Genomic DNA, 19,511 nt, shown 5'->3' on the forward strand with positions numbered 1-19,511 from the left:
TTCCTATTTGCCTAGATTGCGTTGGGCGTCAGAGCTGGATGCCGGAGAAGGACATGAAGCCCAGCGACATCAGACCGGCCGTGATGAAGGTGATGCCGAGGCCCTGCAGGCTCGCCGGCACGTCACTGTACTTGAGCTTCTCACGGATACCCGCCAGCGCCATGATCGCCAGCGCCCAGCCGGCGCCGGCGCCGGCGCCGTAGATCACCGACTCGCCGAAGGTGTAGTCGCGCTGCACCATGAACAGCGACGCCCCCATGATGGCGCAGTTGACCGTGATCAGCGGCAGGAAGACCCCCAGCGCGTTGTAGAGCGCGGGCACGAACTTGTCGAGGAACATCTCGAGGATCTGCACGATCGCCGCGATCACGCCGATGTAGCTCAAAAGCCCCAGGAAGCTGAGGTCGATCTTGTCGGCGCCGGGAATGCCGGTCCAGCTCAGCGCGCCCGCCTTGAGCAGATAGTTGAGAATCAGGTTGTTCATCGGCACCGTGATGGTGAGTACCACCACCACGGCGATGCCCAGGCCGATGGCCGAAGAGATCTTCTTCGACACGGCGAGAAACGTACACATGCCGAGGAAGAAGGCCAGCGCCATGTTCTCGACGAAGACCGCCTTCACGAACAGGCTAACGTAGTGCTCAAACATTGGCGGTCTCCTTGATCTTGGCCTTGCTGTTGGCAACGATGCGGTATTCGGTCTTCTCGACCTGCTCCGGGTTGAACCAGCGCAGTACCCAGATGAACAGGCCGATGACGAAGAACGCCGACGGCGGCAGCAGCATCAGGCCGTTGGGAACGTACCAGCCGCCGTTCTGCACCGTCGGCAGCACGGTCAGGCCGAACACGCTGCCCGATCCCAGCAGCTCACGCACGAAGCCGACGATCAGCAGGATCACGGCGTAGCCGAGACCGTTGCCGACCCCGTCCAGGAAGCTCATCACCGGGCCGTTCTGCATGGCGTAGGCCTCGGCCCGGCCCATGACGATACAGTTGGTGATGATCAGGCCGACGAACACCGACAGCTGCTTGGACATGTCGTAGGCGTAGGCGCGCAGCACCTGGTCGACCACGATCACCAGCGAGGCGATGATCGTCATCTGTACGATGATGCGGATCGACGATGGAATATGGCTGCGGATCAGCGAGACGAACAGGTTCGAGAACGCGGTCACCGCGATCACCGCCAGCCCCATGACCAGCGACACGCTCATCGAGTTGGTCACCGCCAGCGCCGAACAGATCCCCAGCACCTGCAGCGCGATGGGGTTGTTCTTGAACACCGGCGAGAGAACGACGTCTCTTACGGAGTCTTTGGCCATGGTCACGCGCCTCCTTGGGAATCGTGGTGGAACCGAGCGAGATAGGGCGCGAAGCCTTCGTCACTCAGCCAGAACCGCAACATGTTGGTGACACCGCGGCTGGTCAGCGAGGCGCCCGACAGCGCATCGACCTGATACTCGCCGCTGGCACCGCCTTTCACGAGATGGATCTGGGGGTCCTGATAGTCGCCGCCGTCGGCGTAGATCTTCTTGCCGTCCCACTTGGCCTTCCAGCGCGGGTTGTCCACCTCGCCGCCGAGTCCGGGCGTCTCGGACTGATCATAGTAGGATAGCCCGACGATGGTATTGCCGTCGCCGCGCACCGACAAGAAGCCCTCCATCAGCCCCCACAGCCCCTGGCCGCGGATCGGCAGCACGATCTGCTCGGGGTCGTCGGGATTGCCGACCAGATAGACCGTGGCGTAGTTCTCCTGACGCCCGATACCGGCCAGATCCTGCTCGCCGGACAGGGTGCGCGAGGTCGCCGGGTCCTTTGCCGCTTCGAACTGGTCATAGGTCTCGGGGTCGAGATTGTCGGCGTACTTGCCGGTCTTCAGATCGACCACCCTTGGGGTGATCAGCTCGGCGTACTTTTCGTCGACGTTGTCACCCGGCTTGTAGAGCTCGGTCACCTGCAGGATGTTGGACTTGCGGTCCAGCTCCTGATTCTGCACCTGCTTGGGCTTGAGCACCACCGCGGCGGACGAGACCACCACGGAGCACACCACGCAGAGCGAAAATGCCACGATGAGTGTCTTCTTGATCGAGTTGTTGCTCGCCATCAGACAGCCTCCTTCTCGGCGGGCAGCACGGCCGCCAGGCGCTTCTGGCGCCGCTTGACGTTGGCCTGCACGAAGATGTGATCAATGAGCGGCGCGAACAGGTTGGCGAACAGGATCGCCAGCATGATGCCCTCGGGGAACGCCGGGTTGACGACACGGATGAGCACCGTCATCACGCCGATCAGTGCGCCGAAGATCAGCTTGCCCGGGTTGGTCATGGAAGCCGACACCGGGTCGGTGGCCATGAACACCATACCGAAGGCGAAGCCACCCAGCACCAGATGCCAGTACCACGGCATCGCGAACATCGGATTGCTGTCGGAGCCGATGACGTTGAACAGCGACGCGGTCGCGGCCATGCCCAGCAGCACGCCCAGCATGATGCGCCAGGAAGCGATACGCGTCAGCAGCAGCACCGCCGCCGCCGAGCAGAATCGCCAGGGTCGAGGTCTCGCCCATGGAGCCCATGATGAAACCGAAGAAGGCGTCCATCCAGCTGTACTGCTGGTGCAGGCCGTCCATGCCGTTGAGCGCGGCGTTGGAGAGCGCGGTCGCGCCGGTGTAGCCATCGGCCGGCACCCACACGCTGTCGCCGGAGATCTGCGCCGGGTAGGCGAAATAGAGGAAGGCACGCCCGGTCAGCGCCGGGTTGAGGAAATTCTTGCCGGTGCCGCCGAAGATCTCCTTGCCGATCACTACGCCGAAGCTGATGCCAAGCGCCACCTGCCACAGCGGAATGGTCGCCGGCAGGGTCAGCGCAAACAGCACCGAGGTGACGAAGAAGCCTTCGTTGACCTCATGCCCGCGCTTGACCGCGAACAGCACTTCCCAGAAGCCGCCAACCACGAAGGTGACGAAGTAGACCGGCAGGAAGAAGGTCGCGCCGAGCACGAAATTGGCCCAGATGCTGCCCGGATCGTGGCTGCCGGCCAGCGCCATGGTGATGGCCTCGCGCCAGCCGCCCATGGCCTGAAAGCCGTCGGCGATGGCCATGTTGGCCTGATAGCCGGCGTTGTACATGCCGAAGAACATCGCCGGGAAGGTGCACATCCACACCGTGATCATGATGCGCTTCAGGTCGATGCCGTCGCGCACGTGCGTCATGCTCTTAGTGACGCTGGGTGGCGAGTAGAAGATCGTGTCCACCGCCTCGTACAGGGCGTAGAACTTCTCGTACTTCCCGCCCTTCTCGAAATGAGGCTCCAGCTTGTCGAGCGTGTTGCGAATCCCCATCGTCAGGCCTCTTTCTCGATCATGGTCAGGTTGTCACGCAGGATCGGTCCATACTCGTACTTGCCCGGGCACACATAGGTGCACAGCGAGAGATCCTCTTCATCCAGCTCGAGGCAGCCGAGCTGCATGGCCGTCTCGATGTCGCCGACGATCAGCGAGCGCAGCAGCTGCGTGGGCAGGATGTCCAGCGGCATGACTTTCTCGTAGGCACCGATCGGCACCATGGCGCGCTCGGAACCATTGGTCGACGTATTCGGCGCGTAGTCGGGCAGGCCCAGGAACTGAGAAACGTAGATGCCCATCACCGAGTGGCGATTGCGCCCCGGCGAGAGCCAGCCCATGAAGGCACGCTTGTTGCCCTCTTCGAGCAGCGAGAACTGGTTGTGGAAACGCCCCAGGAACTCGCGGCTGCCCTCGCACTGGCTACCACCGAAGACCGACCCCGAGATCACCCGGGTGTCTTCCGGCTTGGCGATCTCGCCGTCGAGCAGCTCGCGGCTGCTGGCGCCGAGACGCGTGCGCACCAGTCGCGGGTTGTTGGCCCGCGGACCGCCGATCGCCACCACCCGGCTGGGATCGAGCACGCCATCGACGAACAGCTTGCCCACCGCGATCACGTCCTGGTAGCCGAGATGCCAGACCTGGCGCTGCAGGCCGACCGGCGACAGGTGATGAATGTGGGTTCCCACCAGACCGGCGGGATGCAGGCCGTCGAAGCCCTCGGCCTGGATACCCTCCAGCTCGTCACCCGGGAGCTTCGCCGAACCGCGGCGGCACACGAACACCTTGCCCGGGGTCAGGTGACGCAGCGCCTGCAGGCCGTGGCGGAACGCCTCGGCGTCGGCATCGATCACCACCTTGGGGTCCGCCGCCAGCGGATGGGTGTCGATCGCGGTAACGAAGAGATCGGCGGGTACCGCATCGAGCTCCGGGGTGCGCGAGAACGGGCGTGCGCGCAGCGCCGTCCACAGCCCCGACTCGACCAGCTGCTCGACCACCTGCTCGCGCGTCAGGCTCGCCAGCGCGTCGGCGCCGTGGGCGGTGAAGCTCACGCTCTGCTCGTCCTCGTCGAGCTTGATCACCACCGACAGCAGGCGCCGCTTTTCACCGCGATGGATGGCGACCACCTCGCCCGCGCCCGGGGCGGTGAAACGCACACCCGCCACCTTCTTGTCGGTGAACAGCAGCTGGCCCCGCTTGACGCGGTCGCCCTCGCGAACCTCCATGGTCGGCTTCATGCCGACGTAGTCGGTCCCGAGCAGCGCCACGTGACGCACGGCTCGTCCGGCGTCGATACGCTGCTCCGGGGCCCCCGCGATGGGGAGATCCAGGCCTCGTTTGACTTCGATCATAGTCTCGCCCAGTTATCGAATCTGATTGACGTAAGGAAAGAGTTTCGACGGACGCCGAGGCACCCCCGCTCGACCGCGGTAGCGCCGTGGAGTCAGGAGACAGCGTCACGGACTTCGAATGCTTTTCTTATCAGAAAGGGTGACTTCCATGACCCGTGCGCGGCACGGACCACGCCAAAAAACGCGCACCAGTATAATGAGACAGGCCTCGAAAGACCACTCATGCCATCCCTTCACACCGCCCGCGACAACGAAAAAGTCCCGACGGGGTCGGGACTTGCATAAGACCAAAGTCTAACTCATGCCGCACCGGCGGCGGCTGCATCAGGGGGTGGCAGGCAGGTAGCGATGGCGCACATTGGACATGTGCTGGAGGATGCGCACCACCTGGCAGCTATAGCCGAACTCGTTGTCGTACCAGACATAGAGTACCGCATGCTTGTCATTGGCGATGGTCGCCTTGGCGTCGATCACCCCGGCATGGCGGTTGCCGACGAAATCCGACGACACCACCTCGGGTGAGTCGACGTAGTCGATCTGCTTGTGCATCGGCGAGTGCAGCGCGGTCTGGCGCAGGTAGGCGTTGAGGGCCTCGCGCTCGGTGCCCCGATCCAGCGTCAGATTGAGAATCGCCATCGAGACGTTGGGCGTGGGCACGCGGATCGCGTTGCCGGTGAGCTTGCCGGAGAGCTCGGGCAGCGCCTTGGCCACCGCTTTTGCCGCGCCGGTTTCGGTCAGCACCATGTTGAGCGGTGCGCTGCGCCCGCGGCGATCGCCCTTATGGTAATTGTCGATCAGGTTCTGGTCGTTGGTGTAGGAGTGCACCGTCTCGACGTGGCCGTGGACGATACCGAACTCGTCCATCGCCTTGAGCACCGGCACGATCGCATTGGTAGTGCACGAGGCGGCCGAGACGATGCGGTCATCGTCGCCGATCGTGGTGTGGTTGATGCCATGGACCACGTTCTTGAGATCGCCCTTGCCCGGTGCGGTCAGCAGCACCTTGGCCACGCCCTTGGCGGCCAGATGCTGGGAGAGCCCTTCACGGTCCCGCCACTTGCCGGTGTTGTCGACCACGATGGCACGGTCGATTCCATAGGCGGTGTAGTCGATCTCGGCCGGGGAGTCGGCATAGATGACCTGGATCACGTGGCCGTTGGCGATCAGCGCCTGGCGCTCGCGATCGATGTCGATCGAGCCCGAGAAAGGCCCGTGGACCGAGTCGCGACGCAGCAGACTGGCGCGCTTCTCGAGATCGTCACCGCTGCCGCGCACCACGATCGCCCGCAGCCGCAGCAGATTGCCCCCGCCAGCCTTCTCGATCATGATCCGCGCCAGAATGCGGCCGATACGACCAAAGCCGTAGAGCACCACGTCCTGGGGCTCGCCGCCCATACCGCTGGCATCGTGGCCGCCGATGATGTCGGCCAGCTCGCGCTGGGAGGAAGGCACGCACGTCAGACTCGCCGGCGTGCTTGAACGCCACCGCCAGGCGTCCGATGTCGATGTGCGCCGGCCCCAGGTCGAGCTCGGTCATGGCGCGCACCAGGGCAGCGTGTCAGCCACCGTCAGCTCGGTCCCCTCGACCTTGCGCACATAGCGATGGTTCTTGAGAATGCGAGTCACCGAACGGTTGATCAGCGAACGCCCGAACAGCGACGGGATCACGTTGTACTGGCGGTAGAGCTTGCCCAGCAGCGGGATCATCTCTTCCGCCTGCGCTTCGTTGTCCTGCCACTGTTGAAAAACGTGCTCAAGCTGTTGCTGACTCACGGCCGGTCTCTCTTCTGTGTCATCGTCGTCGATCGCCGGGGAGGCCCTTGGCGCCACCCCGGCTCGTCCAAAAACCCAAGCATTATCGGTAACCTACGAGACGCGCCGCAATCACTGCGTAGTCGCAAGCGTTGTAGTTTGACTACAGGCGGGCATGGCGGCGGCGGTCGCGTCCCGCTCGCGCTTGCCCCCTGCTATCATGAAGGACCGTCGCGCGGCGGCCGTCACCCAGCCCGGCCGTGCCAGTGTCTTCTTCCATTCCGCTAGCGAAAGGTCCATGTCGCAATTCAGCCCTCTCTCGCCGCCACAACCCCAGGGCGTGCGTGAAACGATCTACTGCCAGCGCCCCCATGGCAGCGCGCTGGCGCTGACCCTGGCGCGTCTGGCCGATGACGCACCGCTTTTGGTCATCACCCCCGACACGGCGGCGGCGCAGCGCCTGGAGAGCGCGCTGCGCTTCTACGCCCAGGTACCGGTGATGCCCTTCCCGGACTGGGAGACCCTGCCCTACGACAGTTTCTCGCCACACCAGGATATCGTCTCCGCCCGTCTGCGCACGCTGCGTGAACTGCAGGAAGGCACTCGCGGCATCGTGCTGGTACCGATCAACACCCTGATGCAGCGCCTGCCGCCGCGGGAGTATGTGGCCGGCCGCGTGCTGACGCTGACCACCGGCGAACGGCTCGACCGCGAAGGCTTTCGCGAGCGCCTGTCGCGCGCCGGCTACCGCGCGGTGGAGACGGTCTACGAGCCGGGCGAATACGCCATGCGCGGGGCACTGATCGATCTCTTCCCGATGGGCACCGAGGCGCCGTTGCGCATCGACCTGTTCGATGACGAGATCGACAGCCTGCGCCGTTTCGACCCCGACACCCAGCGCTCCCAGGACAAGATCGAGCGGGTCGAACTGCTGCCGGCCCACGAATACTCGCTGTCGCGTTCCGCGATCGCCTGCTTTCGCGAGGGCTTCGAGACGCTGTTCGACGTCGACCCGCGCCAGTGCCCGCTCTATGTCGATGCCCTCAAGGGCATCCCCTCCCCTGGCCTCGAGCAGTATCTGCCCCTGTTCTTCGAGGAGACCGCGACGCTGTTCGAGCATCTCGATGCCGGCACCCGGGTCGCGTTGCTGCCCGAGACGTATGCCGCCGCCGAGAGTCACTGGCGCGCGATCGAGAGCCGCTATGAGAATCTCGGCGTCGACCCCACGCGGCCGCTGCTGCCGCCGGCGCGGGCGTTCGTCCCGGTGGCCGAGGTGTTCGCCGCGATCAAGCGCCATCCGCGGCTCGAGTTCGTCACTGCCGAGGACACCCGTAGCGCCGCTGTCAGCACCACCCAGGAACCGCCAGCGGTGGCGATCAACGCCCGCGCTCAGCAGCCGCTGGCTACCCTGGAGCAGTTTCTGGCCAGCCACCAGGACCTGCGCGTACTGTTCTTGGCCGAATCCCGCGGACGCCGCGAGGCGCTGGAAGAAGCGCTCGCGCCGCTGCACCTGAGCCTGCCCCACGTCGACGACTGGCACGCCTTCCGCGACGGCCGCATGCCCTACGCCATCGGCGAGGGCGGGCTCGACGAGGGCCTGTGGCTGGGCGACCCCGAGCTCGCGGTGATCACCGAGACCGAACTCTACGGCGAGGTGGTGCGCCAATCGCGGCGGCGCGCCAAGGCCACCGACGACAACGAGCTGGCGGTGCGCCATCTGTCGGAGCTGCGCCCCGGCTCGCCGGTGGTCCACCAGCACCACGGCGTGGGCCGCTACCAGGGACTGGAAACCCTCACCGCCGGCGGCGTCGCGGCCGAGTTCCTGGCGCTCGAGTACGCCGGTGGCGCCAAGCTCTACGTACCGGTGGACAATCTACAGCTGATCTCGCGCTACGCCGGCGCCAGCGACGAACTGGCCCCGCTGCACAAGCTCGGCTCCGACAGCTGGGACAAAGCCAAGCGCAAGGCCGCCGAGAAGGTTCGCGATACCGCCGCCGAGTTGCTCGACATCTACGCCCGGCGCGAGGCCCGAGAGGGCTTCGCCAGCGATATGCCCGGGGACGAGTACGCGCGCTTCGCTGCCAGCTTCCCGTTCGAGGAGACGCCTGATCAGCAGGCCGCGATCGAGGCGGTGATCCACGACATGACCGCCCCCAGGCCAATGGATCGGGTGGTGTGCGGCGATGTCGGCTTCGGCAAGACCGAGGTCGCCATGCGCGCCGCCTTCCTGGCGGTCAGCTCCGGACGCCAGGTGGTGGTCCTGGTGCCCACCACCCTGCTCGCCCAGCAGCACTACGATAATTTCCGCGACCGCTTCGCCGACACCGCGGTGCAGATCGAGATGCTCTCGCGCTTCACCGGCGGCAAGGGCGAGAGCGACACCCTGGCACGTATCGCCGAGGGGCGCGCCGATATCGTCATCGGCACCCACAAGCTGCTGTCGAAATCGATCAAGCTGCCCAATCTGGGGCTGATGATCATCGATGAGGAGCACCGCTTCGGCGTAGCACAGAAGGAGCGTCTCAAGCAGCTGCGCGCCGAGGTCGATATCCTCACCCTCACCGCCACACCAATCCCGCGCACCCTCAACATGGCCATGAACGGCATCCGCGATCTTTCGATCATCGCCACGCCGCCGGCCCGCCGGCTCTCGGTCAAGACCTTCGTCCAGAACCGCAACGAGGCGGTGATCAAGGAGGCGCTACTGCGCGAGATCCTGCGTGGCGGCCAGGTCTACCTGCTGCACAACGAGGTACGCACCATCGAGGCCAGCGCCGACAAGATCCGCGAGCTGGTACCCGAAGCTCGGGTCGGCGTAGCCCACGGCCAGCTCCCCGAGCGGGCGCTGGAGCGGGTCATGTCGGATTTCTACCACAAGCGCTTCAATGTGCTGGTGTGCTCGACCATCATCGAGACCGGTATCGACGTTCCCAGCGCCAATACCATCATCATCGAGCGCGCCGACAAGTTCGGCCTGGCCCAGCTGCACCAGCTACGCGGGCGGGTCGGGCGCAGTCACCATCAGGCTTACGCCTATCTGTTGACCCCACCGCCCAAGGCGATGACCAAGGATGCAATCAAGCGTCTGGAAGCGATCGCCCAGAGCGATGACCTGGGGGCCGGCTTCACCCTGGCCAGCCACGACATGGAGATTCGCGGTGCCGGCGAGCTGCTCGGCGACGAGCAGAGCGGCCAGATGGAGACGGTCGGCTACAGTCTCTACATGCAGATGCTGGACCGCGCCGTGAAGGCGATCCGCGCCGGCAAGACGCCCAATATCGAGGCCCCGCTCGACGAAGGCACCGAGATCAGCCTCAATCTACCGGCACTGATCCCCGACGACTACCTGCCCGACATCCAGCAGCGTCTGATCATGTACAAGCGCATCTCCAGCGCCGCCGACGAAGGCGAACTCAAGGAGCTGCAGGTGGAGATGATCGACCGTTTCGGCCTGCTGCCGGGGCCGCTGAAGACGCTGTTCCGCCAGACCCGGCTGCGCCAGCGCGCCGAGCGCCTGGGGATCGCACGGCTCGAGGCCGGACCCGAGCGCGGCCGGGTGATCTTCGGCGCCGACCCACAGGTCGACCCGATGACGCTGGTCGAGCTGATCCAGCGCCACCCGAACGAGTATCGCCTGGACGGCGCCGACACCCTGCGCTTCAGCGCCGAGATGGAGCAGGCGGAGGCGCGCCTGGCCCGGGTAGACGCCCTGCTGGATATCCTGAATCGCAAGGCCAAGGCGGCCTGAAAGTGTGTTTACAAAATGTCTGCGCTCGACAATACGGCGTTGAAATCGACCTCAAAATACTCATTTACCTCGTGTAAACTCCGTTTTTTCGGTCGATTTCGCCTTGTCTTGCCTTCGCTCGTCGAATTTGTAAACACCCTTTGAGATCGGATTGGCGCCGCACTCCCCACTGGCGGGGAGTGCGGGCGGTCTCAGCCTCAGTCGGCGCGCTGCAGCCGAATCAGGGTAATCTCGGCGGGGGCGCCGAAGCGCATCGGCGGCCCCCAGTAGCCGGTGCCACGGCTGGTATAGACCCACATTCGCCCCTCGCGGCCGAGCCCAGCCAGAAAGCGATTGGCGCGCCGCGCCGCCAGGCTCCAGGGCCACAGCTGGCCGCCATGAGTGTGCCCGGAGAGCTGCAGATCGAAGCCGGCGCGGGCCGCCGCCGGGGCCGAATTGGGCTGGTGCGCCAGCAGCACCCGCGGCACCGCCTCGGGCAGGCCGGCGGCCGCGCGCTCAGGGTCGCTGCGGTGAGCCGCCACATAGTGCCCGGCGGTGAGATCGGTGATCCCTGCCACCGCCAGCTGCGCGCCATCGTGGGTGATCAGGGTGGCGGCGTTGATCAACACCTCCAGCCCCAACTGCTCGAAGGCCCGAGTCCAGGCCTCTGCCTCGCTGTAGTACTCGTGATTGCCAGTGACGCAGAAGACCCCGTGGCGCGCCGCGAGCTCGCGCAGCGGCGCCAGCTCCGGCCCCAGTTCCTCGACCCGGCCATCGGTCAGATCACCGGTGATCGCCACCAGATCCGGCGCCAGCGCATTGGCCCGGGCCACGTAGCGCGCCAGCTGGCGCCGCTTGATGGTCGGGCCGACGTGCAGATCGCTCAGCTGGACGATACGCAGACCGACCAGCGCCGGCGGCAACCCTGCCAGCGGTACGCTCACCTCGACCACCCGCGGCACCCGGCGTGCCTGCCACAACGCATACAGGCTCAACCCCAGGGTCGCCGCCAGCACACCCCAGGCGCTGGCTGGGCGCCATGCCTCCGGTGACTGCGGCGTCAGCACAAGCACCAGTAGCAGCAGATCCCGCGCCAGGGTAAGTACCAGCAGAAACGAGAAGGCACCGGTCATCAGCGAGATCGGCCAGGCGAACCAGCGCCCGTTGAGCCAGCTCACCCGCAGCACCCAGGGCAGCGTCAGCGCGCTCAGCGCCAGATAACCCCACGCCAGCGCCGTGCCCGGCAGCGAGAGATCGAGATCCGACAGCAGCCGCCAGCCGATGTAGGCATGCAGCAGCACGAGCCAGAAACGCAGACGCAGGACGAAGCGGGATCGGGGCAAGTGGAATCCTTCTAGCGCAGTGGTGATGTCAATGGTGGTCTGGTTAGCCGCTGGAGCGCGCTTTCGCTATCCTTGCCCCCTTCGCGGACGCCATCGCGACCGCCATGAGCCAGGAGCCGATGTTCGCATGATCTACGCCAAGGGTCTCTCCCGCATTCCCCTACGCAACGCCGCCTTCGTCGCCACGCTGGCGCTGCTGGGCGTATCGCTGATCGGCCTGGGGTTCTCGCCGCAGTGGCTGTGGGGTGTGGCGACCTTCGGCGCGCTGGCGCTGCTGGGTGTTCACGACGTACGCCAGCGGCGACGCACGATCAGCCGCAACTATCCCATTCTGGCGCACTTCCGCTATATCCTGGAGTCGATCGGCCCCGAGATCCGTCAGTACTTCATCCAGTCCGATCTCGACGAGCGCCCTTTCTCCCGCGAGCAGCGGGCGGTGATCTACCAGCGCGCCAAGAACGAAAGCGACAAGAAACCGTTCGGTTCGCTGCTCGACATGTATAGCCCGGGGCACGAGTGGGTCAACCACTCGCTGCGCCCCACTCACATCAGCGATCACGACTTTCGCGTCAACATCGGCGGCAGCCTGTGTCGCCAGCCGTACGCCGCCAGCGTGTTCAACATTTCGGCCATGAGCTTCGGCTCGCTTTCGGCCAATGCCATCGAAGCGCTCAACGCCGGCGCGCACAAGGGTGGCTTCTACCACGACACCGGGGAAGGCTCGATCTCGCGCTACCACCGTATCCACGGTGGCGACCTGGTGTGGGAGATCGGCTCGGGCTACTTCGGCTGCCGCCACGCGGATGGCAGTTTCAACCCCGAGCGCTTCGCCGCCAACGCCCGCGAGCCGCAGGTCAAGATGATCGAGATCAAGCTCTCCCAGGGTGCCAAACCCGGCCATGGCGGCATCCTGCCGGCCGCCAAGGTGACCGCAGAGATCGCTGAGGCGCGCGAAGTGCCGATGGGTCAGGACGTGGTCTCGCCGGCAGCCCACAGCGCCTTTTCGACCCCACTGGAGCTGATGACGTTCATCGATCAGTTGCGCGAGCTCTCCGGCGGCAAGCCGGTGGGCTTCAAGCTCGCCATCGGCCATCCCTGGGAGTGGTTCGCGATCGTCAAGGCGATGCTCGAAAGCGGCCAGCGCCCCGACTTCATCGTCGTCGATGGTGGCGAGGGAGGCACCGGCGCCGCGCCGCTGGAGTTCATCAACCGCCTCGGCGTCCCCATGACCGAAGCGCTGATGCTGGTCCACAACACCCTGGTCGGGGTCGGCCTGCGCGAGGAGATCCGCATCGGTGCCGCCGGCAAGATCACCTCCGCCTTCAATATCGCCCGCACCCTGGCACTCGGCGCGGACTGGTGCAACTCGGCGCGCGGGTTCATGTTCTCGCTGGGCTGCATCCAGGCGCTCAACTGCCACTCGGACAAGTGCCCCAGCGGTGTGGCGACCCAGGACCCGCGGCGTGGCCATCACCTGGACGTGGCCGACAAGCGTGAGCGGGTCTATCACTTCCATCGCAACACCCTCGCCGCGCTGGCCGAGATGCTCGCCGCAGCGGGCCTGGAACACCCCAGCGAGCTAGGGCCGGAGCACATCATCCGCCGGGTCTCCAGCGACGAGATCCAGTCCTACGACCGCCTGTTCAGCTTCCTCGCCCCGGGTCAGCTGCTCGACGGCGAAAGCGAACACACGGTGTTCAAGCAGTACTGGCACCTGGCCCGCGCCGACTCCTTCGCCCCGCCGCCGGCGGTGGCCGAGCTGCGCGCCACCAAGCTGCGCTAGCCGCCAACGCGCAACGCCGGACGCTGACCCGCGACCCCCGGTCGCGGGCGACCCGGCCACGGCGGCAGCTCATCGGGACGCGCCACGCGCTATACTGCGCGCCCACGCCTGACACGTATCCACGCACGCATTCCACTAGGAGTCTTCATGTCGACGGCCGATATCGCCTGGATCATCTCGACGCTGGCGATGACCATCGCCTTTGCCACCTTCTTCGTCTTCAGCGCCACCCGCAGACGCGGCCTGCTGGTCGTGACCCTGGTGCTGGCAGGTGTCGCCATCTGCGCCGGCCTGACCGCCGGTCTGGGCCTGCTGTAGTCAGCGGGGCGTCAGCGGTTGTCGAGAGCGGCTGTCTTGAGCAACTGTCGTGAAAGATCGCACGACACGCCGCGACTGGGCGACGCGACAGCATCCCGGCCGGTAGCGCACGAAGCAGACGATGGACGTCTGAATAGAGGGTGAGAGGCGTCTTGAGCTAGGGTTAGAGGCGCCTGAAGACGAAGAAAAAGACGTCTGACGGCGGGGGCGCCATGCTCGGACACGGCGCCGGGGGGCCGCCGCGGTGCGGCGGCCAGTATTCAGTGAACCGTTGCCGGCGTCTGCGGCGCCTCCTCCTCTTCGCCATCCCACAGATGGGTCCGGGTGATGGCGTGGTCGAGCATCTCTCGCGCCACGTCGAAGCGGCTGCGGCGCAGCAGCTCTAGCGCCTCCTCGGAGAATCGAATGCTCACCAGCGGTTCGCCGCTCGCCTCCGCCGGTCGCAGCACCACCTCGCCGTCGGCGAGTTCGACGATTTCCAGAATGGCGGTATCAGACACGGTCTCTCTCCTGTCACGGCGATAACGACTACCCGCCCGCAACCCCACGCCACTCGGCAAGGTCACGGGCCAGGTATGTGTAAACGGCGCTCGCCCGAGGACTGCGGCGCAGCCGGGACGGCGCTCAATAAAAAACGACCAGGGCACGGGCCCCGGTCGTCGATCAGTGAATAAGGCTATCATGTCGGCCCAGGGCCGTCACCACTCCTGACTACCCTGGCGCAGGCTCGGCAGCAGCGCCTTGAACTCGCCCAGGCACCAGCGCAGCTCGTCGCCCAGGGGCATGGCCCCGGCACGGGTGATCAGCCCCGGCGACCCACCCCGCCGCGCCGCGCCCTCGTCGCTCTGCAGGGCGGCGAGGCGTGCCAGCAGTAGCGCCAACCAGCTCTCCGGCCGAACCGCCAGCGCTTCGAGCCAGACCAGCTCGGCGATCTCGGCATGCGCCAGGGCGTCGCCGTTCGCCTGGGCCCGACCCGCGGCGTCAAGCCATGTGCGCCAGTCCGGCGCGCCGCCAGGAGCATGGGTGGTCACCTCGCGCAGCAACGCCTCGAACGCCAGCCCGAGCTGACCCAGCGCGGCCTCCTCGAGCGCCATGCGTCGCGCTGGCGCATGCTCGTCGTCACCCGCCGGCATGGCCAGCAGCAGCTCGGTCTGATAGAGCAGCTGATTGGTGCGGGCGACGGCACTCACTTGCGCTTGTCCTCCACCTGCCAGCGCGCCATCCTCGAAGATCGCGCGCCAGCCGGTCGCCTTGCCATCCTCGTCGGTCATCACGTACTGGCTCTTGGTCTTGCGCGAGAAGCGTATCTGCGCCGGACGCCCGTCCGGGTCCTCGCTCGGCGCCTCGAGCAGGAAGTGGTACTTCTCGGGCAGTGCCTCAGCGTGTGCCTTGAGTTCCTTGACCAACGGCGCGCGGGTCTCGCGATTCTTGGGGAACTGGCTCGCGGCCAGGAACAGCCCGCTGGCGCCATCACGCAGCACGTAGTGGTCGTCGACCTTCTGGCAGGCGAGCTCGGGCATCGGGATCGGGTCCATCTTGGGCGGCGCCACCTCGCCACTCTTGAGCAGCTTGCGGGTGTTGCCGCACGCCTCATTGGTGCAGGCGAAGTACTTGCCGAAGCGGCCGCTCTTGAGCTGCATCTCGGAGCCGCACTTGTCGCACTCGATCACCGGGCCGTCGTAGCCCTTGATGCGGAAACGGCCCTGCTCGATCTCGTAGTAGCCGTCATCGTCGTTGCTGATATAGAGCTTGCGGCCCTCGTCGATGAGATAGCTGTCCATCGCCGTGCCGGTGTTGGGGTTACGCGCGCTTGGCGCGCAGCGCATCGGTCTCCGCCGACTCGTCGGCATCCTCAGGCACCGCCTCCTCGCCGGGGATCAGGTCGATGGTGGTCTTGCAGCGCTCCTTGGGCGGCAGGTTGTAGCCCGAGCAACCGAGGAACACCCCGGTGGAGGCGATACGGATCTGCATCGGACGGCCGCAGGTCGGGCAGGCGATATCGGTGGCGATCGGCTCGTTGGGGCGCATGCCGTCCTCGCCTTCGGCGTGATCGAGCTTGCGCTTGAAGTCGGCGTAGAAGGCGTCGAGCAGCTGCTGCCCGTTCTCGTGCCCCTCGGCGACCTCGTCGAGGCGATCTTCCATGCGCGCGGTGAAGCCGTAGTCGAGCAGGTCGTTGAACGACTCCACCAGGCGATCGGTGACGATCTCACCCAGCTTCTCGGCGTAGAAGCGGCGGCTGTCGAGCTTGACGTAGCCACGGTCCTGAATGGTCGAGATGATCGCGGCGTAGGTCGAGGGCCGGCCGATACCGCGCTTCTCCAGCTCCTTGACCAGGCTCGCCTCGGTATAGCGCGCCGGCGGCTTGGTGAAGTGCTGCTGCGGGTCGAGCTGGACCACCTCGAGGCGGTCGCCCTTGTCGATGTCGGGCAGCTGGGTGGCGTCGTCCTTCTTCGCCATCGGCTTCATCACCCGGGTGTAGCCGTCGAACTTGAGCACGCGACCGCGTGCCTTGAGTTCGAAGCCGTCACTCTCGATGGTCAGGGTGGTGGCCAGATACTCTGCCGGCACCATCTGACAAGCCACGAATTGGCGCCAGATCAGCTCGTAGAGACGCTGTGCATCGCGCTCCACCGGCAGGTCATCGGCGCGCTGCTTGACGTTGGAGGGGCGGATCGCCTCGTGCGCTTCCTGGGCGTTCTGCTTGCTCGAATAGCGAATGGCCTCTTCGGGCAGATAGCGCTCGCCGTACTCGCTGTGGATGTAGTCACGCGCACTCGCCACCGCATCCTGGGACAGGTTGGTGGAATCGGTACGCATATAGGTGATGTAGCCCGCCTCGTAGAGACGCTGCGCCAGGGTCATGGTCTTCTTCACCGAGAAGCCCAGGCGCCCGCTGGCAGCCTGCTGCAGGGTCGAGGTGATGAAGGGGGCGTTGGGCTTGGAGCGGGTCGGCCGGGTCTCGGCTCGGTGACCGTGAAGGCGTCGCGCCGCAGCGGGGCGATGCGCTCGAGGTTTCGCGCTCGGAGGTGGGGCGAAAAGTCTCGCCCTTCTCGCGCACGACTTCGAAGCGCACCGCCTCGCCGTCAGCGGTGGCGGTGTCGAGATGAACGTCCCAGAACTCCTCCGGCACGAAGGCGCGAATCTCGCGCTCGCGGTCGACGATCAGACGCACCGCCACCGACTGCACGCGACCGGCGGAGAGCCCCCGGGCGACCTTGCTCCAGAGCAGCGGCGAGACCATGAAACCGACCACGCGATCAAGGAAACGACGCGTCTGCTGCGCTTCGACACGGGCTACGTTGAGGCTACCGGGCTGCTTGAACGCCTCCTGAATGGCGTTCTTGGTGATCTCGTTGAACACCACCCGCTTGTAGCGCGTGTCGTCGCCGCCGATGGTCTCCTTCAGGTGCCAGGCGATCGCCTCCCCTTCGCGGTCCAAATCGGTCGCGAGATAGATGGTGTCGCTCTTGTCGGCCAGTCTTTTGAGCTCCTCGACCACCTTCTCTTTGCCCGGCAGCACCTCGTAGTTGGCGCGCCAGCCGTGCTCGGGGTCGATGCCCATGCGCCGCACCAGCTGATCCCACTGTTTCTGCTTCTTGTACTCGGCCTTCTCCTCCGGCGACATCTTGCGCGTCGCCGCGGCCTGCCGCGCACGCTCCTTGGGATCGCTGGCCTGCTTGGACGAGCCACTGGTCGGCAGATCACGAATATGCCCGACGCTCGACTTCACGACGAAGTCGTTGCCGAGATACTTGTTGATGGTCTTGGCTTTTGCCGGAGACTCGACGATAACCAGTGACTTGCCCATAGCGCTCCTGCTTCTTCTATATAGCGGCGGCTCCGGTCGACGCATGCCCGAGATGGCGCGAGTCGAGGGGGAGGCGGCCGGAAAATCCGCCTACCCTACCCTAGCGCTCCGCACGGCGCCAGCCGTAGCTTGACTTTCCCGACGAGGCGTTGGCAGCCGGCGGAAACCGCGTTATTGGGCTGCCGGTGCCGAATTCCAAGCACCGCTCCAGCGATGTGTCGCCGCCGCGTCCAGGCGTTTTCGAGTGCGCGGCACGCTGGCGGCATCTGTGAATACCCTAGCCGGAATCTGTCCGCACGCCAGGATTTGCCACCGAGATCTGGCGCCCGAGTATCAGGTGGCACCACGCGGCTTGCGTGTCGCTCGGCGCGCTGGCGCGTTACACTCGGGTCGAGACCGCGCGTCATCGTAGGCAACCGGGGCCATCGCCTCGGACAAGGCGCAACCGATGTTGTAAAATAACCACCTTTCATCGCACCCGCCGCCGCGCGTCGACGCGGGACGCACCACCCAGTCGCCAGGAGATTTTCCATGCAGCACGCCTTTCACGGTCCGATTCGCCGCACCAAGATCGTCGCTACGCTAGGTCCCGCCACGGACCGCGAAGGCGTGTTGGATGCCCTGATCGAAGCGGGTGTCGATGTGGTTCGCCTGAACTTCTCCCACGGCAATCCGGAAGATCACCGTCGGCGCCTCAAGGCGGTGCGCGAGTCCGCCGAACGCCAGGGCCGCGCGGTTGCCGCCCTCGGCGATCTGCAGGGGCCGAAGATCCGTATCGCACGCTTCCAGGCCGAAGGTGGCGTGAAGCTGGAAAAAGGCCAGCCGTTCGTGATCGACGTTTCGCTGGGGCGTGACGAAGGCACCAGCGAGCAGGTGGGCTGCGACTACAAAGAGCTGGCCGACGACGTCGACGCCGGCGACGTGCTGCTGCTCGACGATGGCCGCCTGGTACTGGAAGTCGAACGCCTCGACGGCAGCAAGATCGTCACCAAGGTGAAGGTGGGTGGCAAGCTGACCAACAACAAGGGCATCAACAAGCAGGGTGGCGGCCTCTCCGCCGCGGCCCTGACCGAGAAGGACAAAGAGGACCTGAAGACCGCGATCGACATCGGCGTCGACTATCTAGCGGTCTCCTTCCCGCGTAGCGGGGCCGACATGCAGTACGCCCGCGAGCTGCTCGGCGAAGCGGGACAGGAGATCGGCCTGGTGGCCAAGATCGAGCGCGCCGAGGCGGTCGCCGATCCGGAGACGCTGGATGACATCATCCGCGCCTCGGAGGCAGTGATGGTGGCCCGCGGCGACCTCGGCGTCGAGATCGGCGATGCCCAGCTGATCGGCGTGCAGAAGCGCATCATCGGTCGCGCCCGCTCGCTCAACAAGGTGGTGATCACCGCCACCCAGATGATGGAGTCGATGATCGACTCGCCGCTGCCGACCCGCGCCGAGGTGTTCGACGTCGCCAACGCCGTGCTCGACGGCACCGATGCGGTAATGCTCTCGGCCGAGACCGCCGCCGGCGACTACCCGGTCGAGACCATCCGCGCCATGGACCGGCTGTGCCTGGGTGCCGAGCGCGAGCGCAGCGCACAGGAGTCCAAGCACCGCATCCACGAGGGCTTCTCGCGCATCGACGAGACCGTCGCGCTGTCGGCGATGTACGCCGCCAACCACCTCTCCGGCGTGGTCGCCATTGCCTGTCTCACCGCTACCGGCTACACCCCGCTGATCGCCTCGCGCATCCGCTCGGGGCTGCCGATCGTAGCGCTGGCCGAAACCGCGGCGGTGCAGCGACGCATGGCGCTCTACCGCGGCGTGGTGTCGCTGGTGTTCGACAGCTCACGCCTCCCGCTGACCGAGATCAACGCCGGTGCCATCAATGAGCTGGTGGGTCGCGGTCTGGCGGCCAAGGGCGATCACGTGATCCTCACCCGCGGCGACCACATGAACGCCCACGGCGGCACCAACACCATGAAGATCATTCAGGTAGAAGCCTGAGCCCCGGCTAGGCGGCGCGCCAAGCGCCGCCTAGCGATAGGCGGCTCGCCAGCAGCGGGCAACGAAACAGACGGCGCGGCGTCCTTCGACGCCGCG

The 19,511-nt window shown here is 65.9% G+C and carries 11 protein-coding genes and 3 pseudogenes; 4 read left to right on the forward strand and 10 right to left on the reverse strand.

Features of this window, described 5'->3' with window-relative positions; genetic code table 11:
- Positions 1-28: 28 nt before the first annotated feature.
- The 6 genes and pseudogenes from nqrE to CN538_RS18210 all read right to left on the reverse strand — a co-directional run bounded on the left by nqrE (position 29) and on the right by CN538_RS18210 (position 6,462).
- Entirely contained in the window at positions 29-649 is a 621-nt protein-coding gene (nqrE, locus tag CN538_RS18185; protein ID WP_035474533.1) for an NADH:ubiquinone reductase (Na(+)-transporting) subunit E, read from the reverse strand.
- Complete coding sequence (locus CN538_RS18190) at positions 642-1,322, reverse strand: NADH:ubiquinone reductase (Na(+)-transporting) subunit D (protein WP_035474531.1); 681 nt, start codon at positions 1,320-1,322, stop codon at positions 642-644. Before CN538_RS18190 ends, nqrE begins: the two co-directional genes overlap by 8 nt.
- A 2-nt stretch (positions 1,323-1,324) precedes the next feature.
- Complete coding sequence (locus tag CN538_RS18195) at positions 1,325-2,107, reverse strand: Na(+)-translocating NADH-quinone reductase subunit C (protein ID WP_106420337.1); 783 nt, start codon at positions 2,105-2,107, stop codon at positions 1,325-1,327.
- A pseudogene (locus CN538_RS18200) lies at positions 2,104-3,337 on the reverse strand (NADH:ubiquinone reductase (Na(+)-transporting) subunit B). The gene CN538_RS18195 and the pseudogene CN538_RS18200 overlap by 4 nt, the downstream one beginning before the upstream one ends.
- A gap of 2 nt (positions 3,338-3,339) precedes the next feature.
- Positions 3,340-4,689, reverse strand: coding sequence for a Na(+)-translocating NADH-quinone reductase subunit A (locus tag CN538_RS18205; RefSeq protein WP_106420338.1), 1,350 nt, complete (start codon positions 4,687-4,689; stop codon positions 3,340-3,342).
- A 324-nt stretch (positions 4,690-5,013) separates the two neighbouring features.
- A pseudogene (locus CN538_RS18210) lies at positions 5,014-6,462 on the reverse strand (glyceraldehyde-3-phosphate dehydrogenase).
- Positions 6,463-6,739: 277 nt separating this feature from the next.
- Between CN538_RS18210 and mfd the strand changes: the two are divergent.
- Positions 6,740-10,189 carry a transcription-repair coupling factor gene (gene mfd, locus CN538_RS18215; RefSeq protein WP_106420339.1) on the forward strand — a complete coding sequence of 1,150 codons (3,450 nt, stop codon included), beginning with the start codon at positions 6,740-6,742 and terminating at the stop codon, positions 10,187-10,189.
- 197 nt (positions 10,190-10,386) lie between these two features.
- On the opposite strand, the gene CN538_RS18220 is transcribed toward mfd, so the two are convergent.
- A complete protein-coding gene (locus tag CN538_RS18220) occupies positions 10,387-11,511 on the reverse strand; it encodes a metallophosphoesterase (RefSeq protein ID WP_106420340.1) in 1,125 nt (374 codons plus the stop codon).
- A gap of 127 nt (positions 11,512-11,638) precedes the next feature.
- Between CN538_RS18220 and CN538_RS18225 the strand changes: the two genes are divergently transcribed.
- Both CN538_RS18225 and CN538_RS20510 read left to right on the forward strand, forming a co-directional pair.
- Complete coding sequence (locus CN538_RS18225) at positions 11,639-13,294, forward strand: FMN-binding glutamate synthase family protein (protein ID WP_106420341.1); 1,656 nt, start codon at positions 11,639-11,641, stop codon at positions 13,292-13,294.
- 147 nt (positions 13,295-13,441) lie between these two features.
- On the forward strand, positions 13,442-13,612 hold the full coding sequence (locus tag CN538_RS20510; RefSeq protein ID WP_164999656.1) for a hypothetical protein: 171 nt from the start codon (positions 13,442-13,444) through the stop codon (positions 13,610-13,612).
- A gap of 260 nt (positions 13,613-13,872) precedes the next feature.
- Here CN538_RS20510 and CN538_RS18230 read toward each other — a convergent pair whose 3' ends face one another.
- The 3 genes and pseudogenes from CN538_RS18230 to topA form a co-directional block, all read right to left on the reverse strand.
- Positions 13,873-14,112 carry a hypothetical protein gene (locus tag CN538_RS18230; protein WP_106420342.1) on the reverse strand — a complete coding sequence of 80 codons (240 nt, stop codon included), beginning with the start codon at positions 14,110-14,112 and terminating at the stop codon, positions 13,873-13,875.
- Positions 14,113-14,310: 198 nt separating this feature from the next.
- The gene (locus CN538_RS24685; protein ID WP_106420343.1) at positions 14,311-14,802 is read right to left on the reverse strand and encodes a DUF6586 family protein; all 492 of its coding nucleotides are present in this window, start codon (positions 14,800-14,802) and stop codon (positions 14,311-14,313) included.
- Positions 14,799-17,420: pseudogene (topA, locus tag CN538_RS18240) on the reverse strand (type I DNA topoisomerase). Before topA ends, CN538_RS24685 begins: the two are co-directional and overlap by 4 nt.
- A gap of 531 nt (positions 17,421-17,951) precedes the next feature.
- Here topA and pyk point away from each other — a divergent pair.
- Positions 17,952-19,415, forward strand: coding sequence for a pyruvate kinase (gene pyk, locus CN538_RS18245; RefSeq protein ID WP_106420344.1), 1,464 nt, complete (start codon positions 17,952-17,954; stop codon positions 19,413-19,415).
- The last annotated feature ends 96 nt before the right edge of the window (positions 19,416-19,511 follow it).

The sequence above is a fragment of the Salinicola tamaricis genome, from assembly GCF_003006155.1.
Taxonomy (GTDB): Bacteria; Pseudomonadota; Gammaproteobacteria; order Pseudomonadales; family Halomonadaceae; genus Salinicola; species Salinicola tamaricis.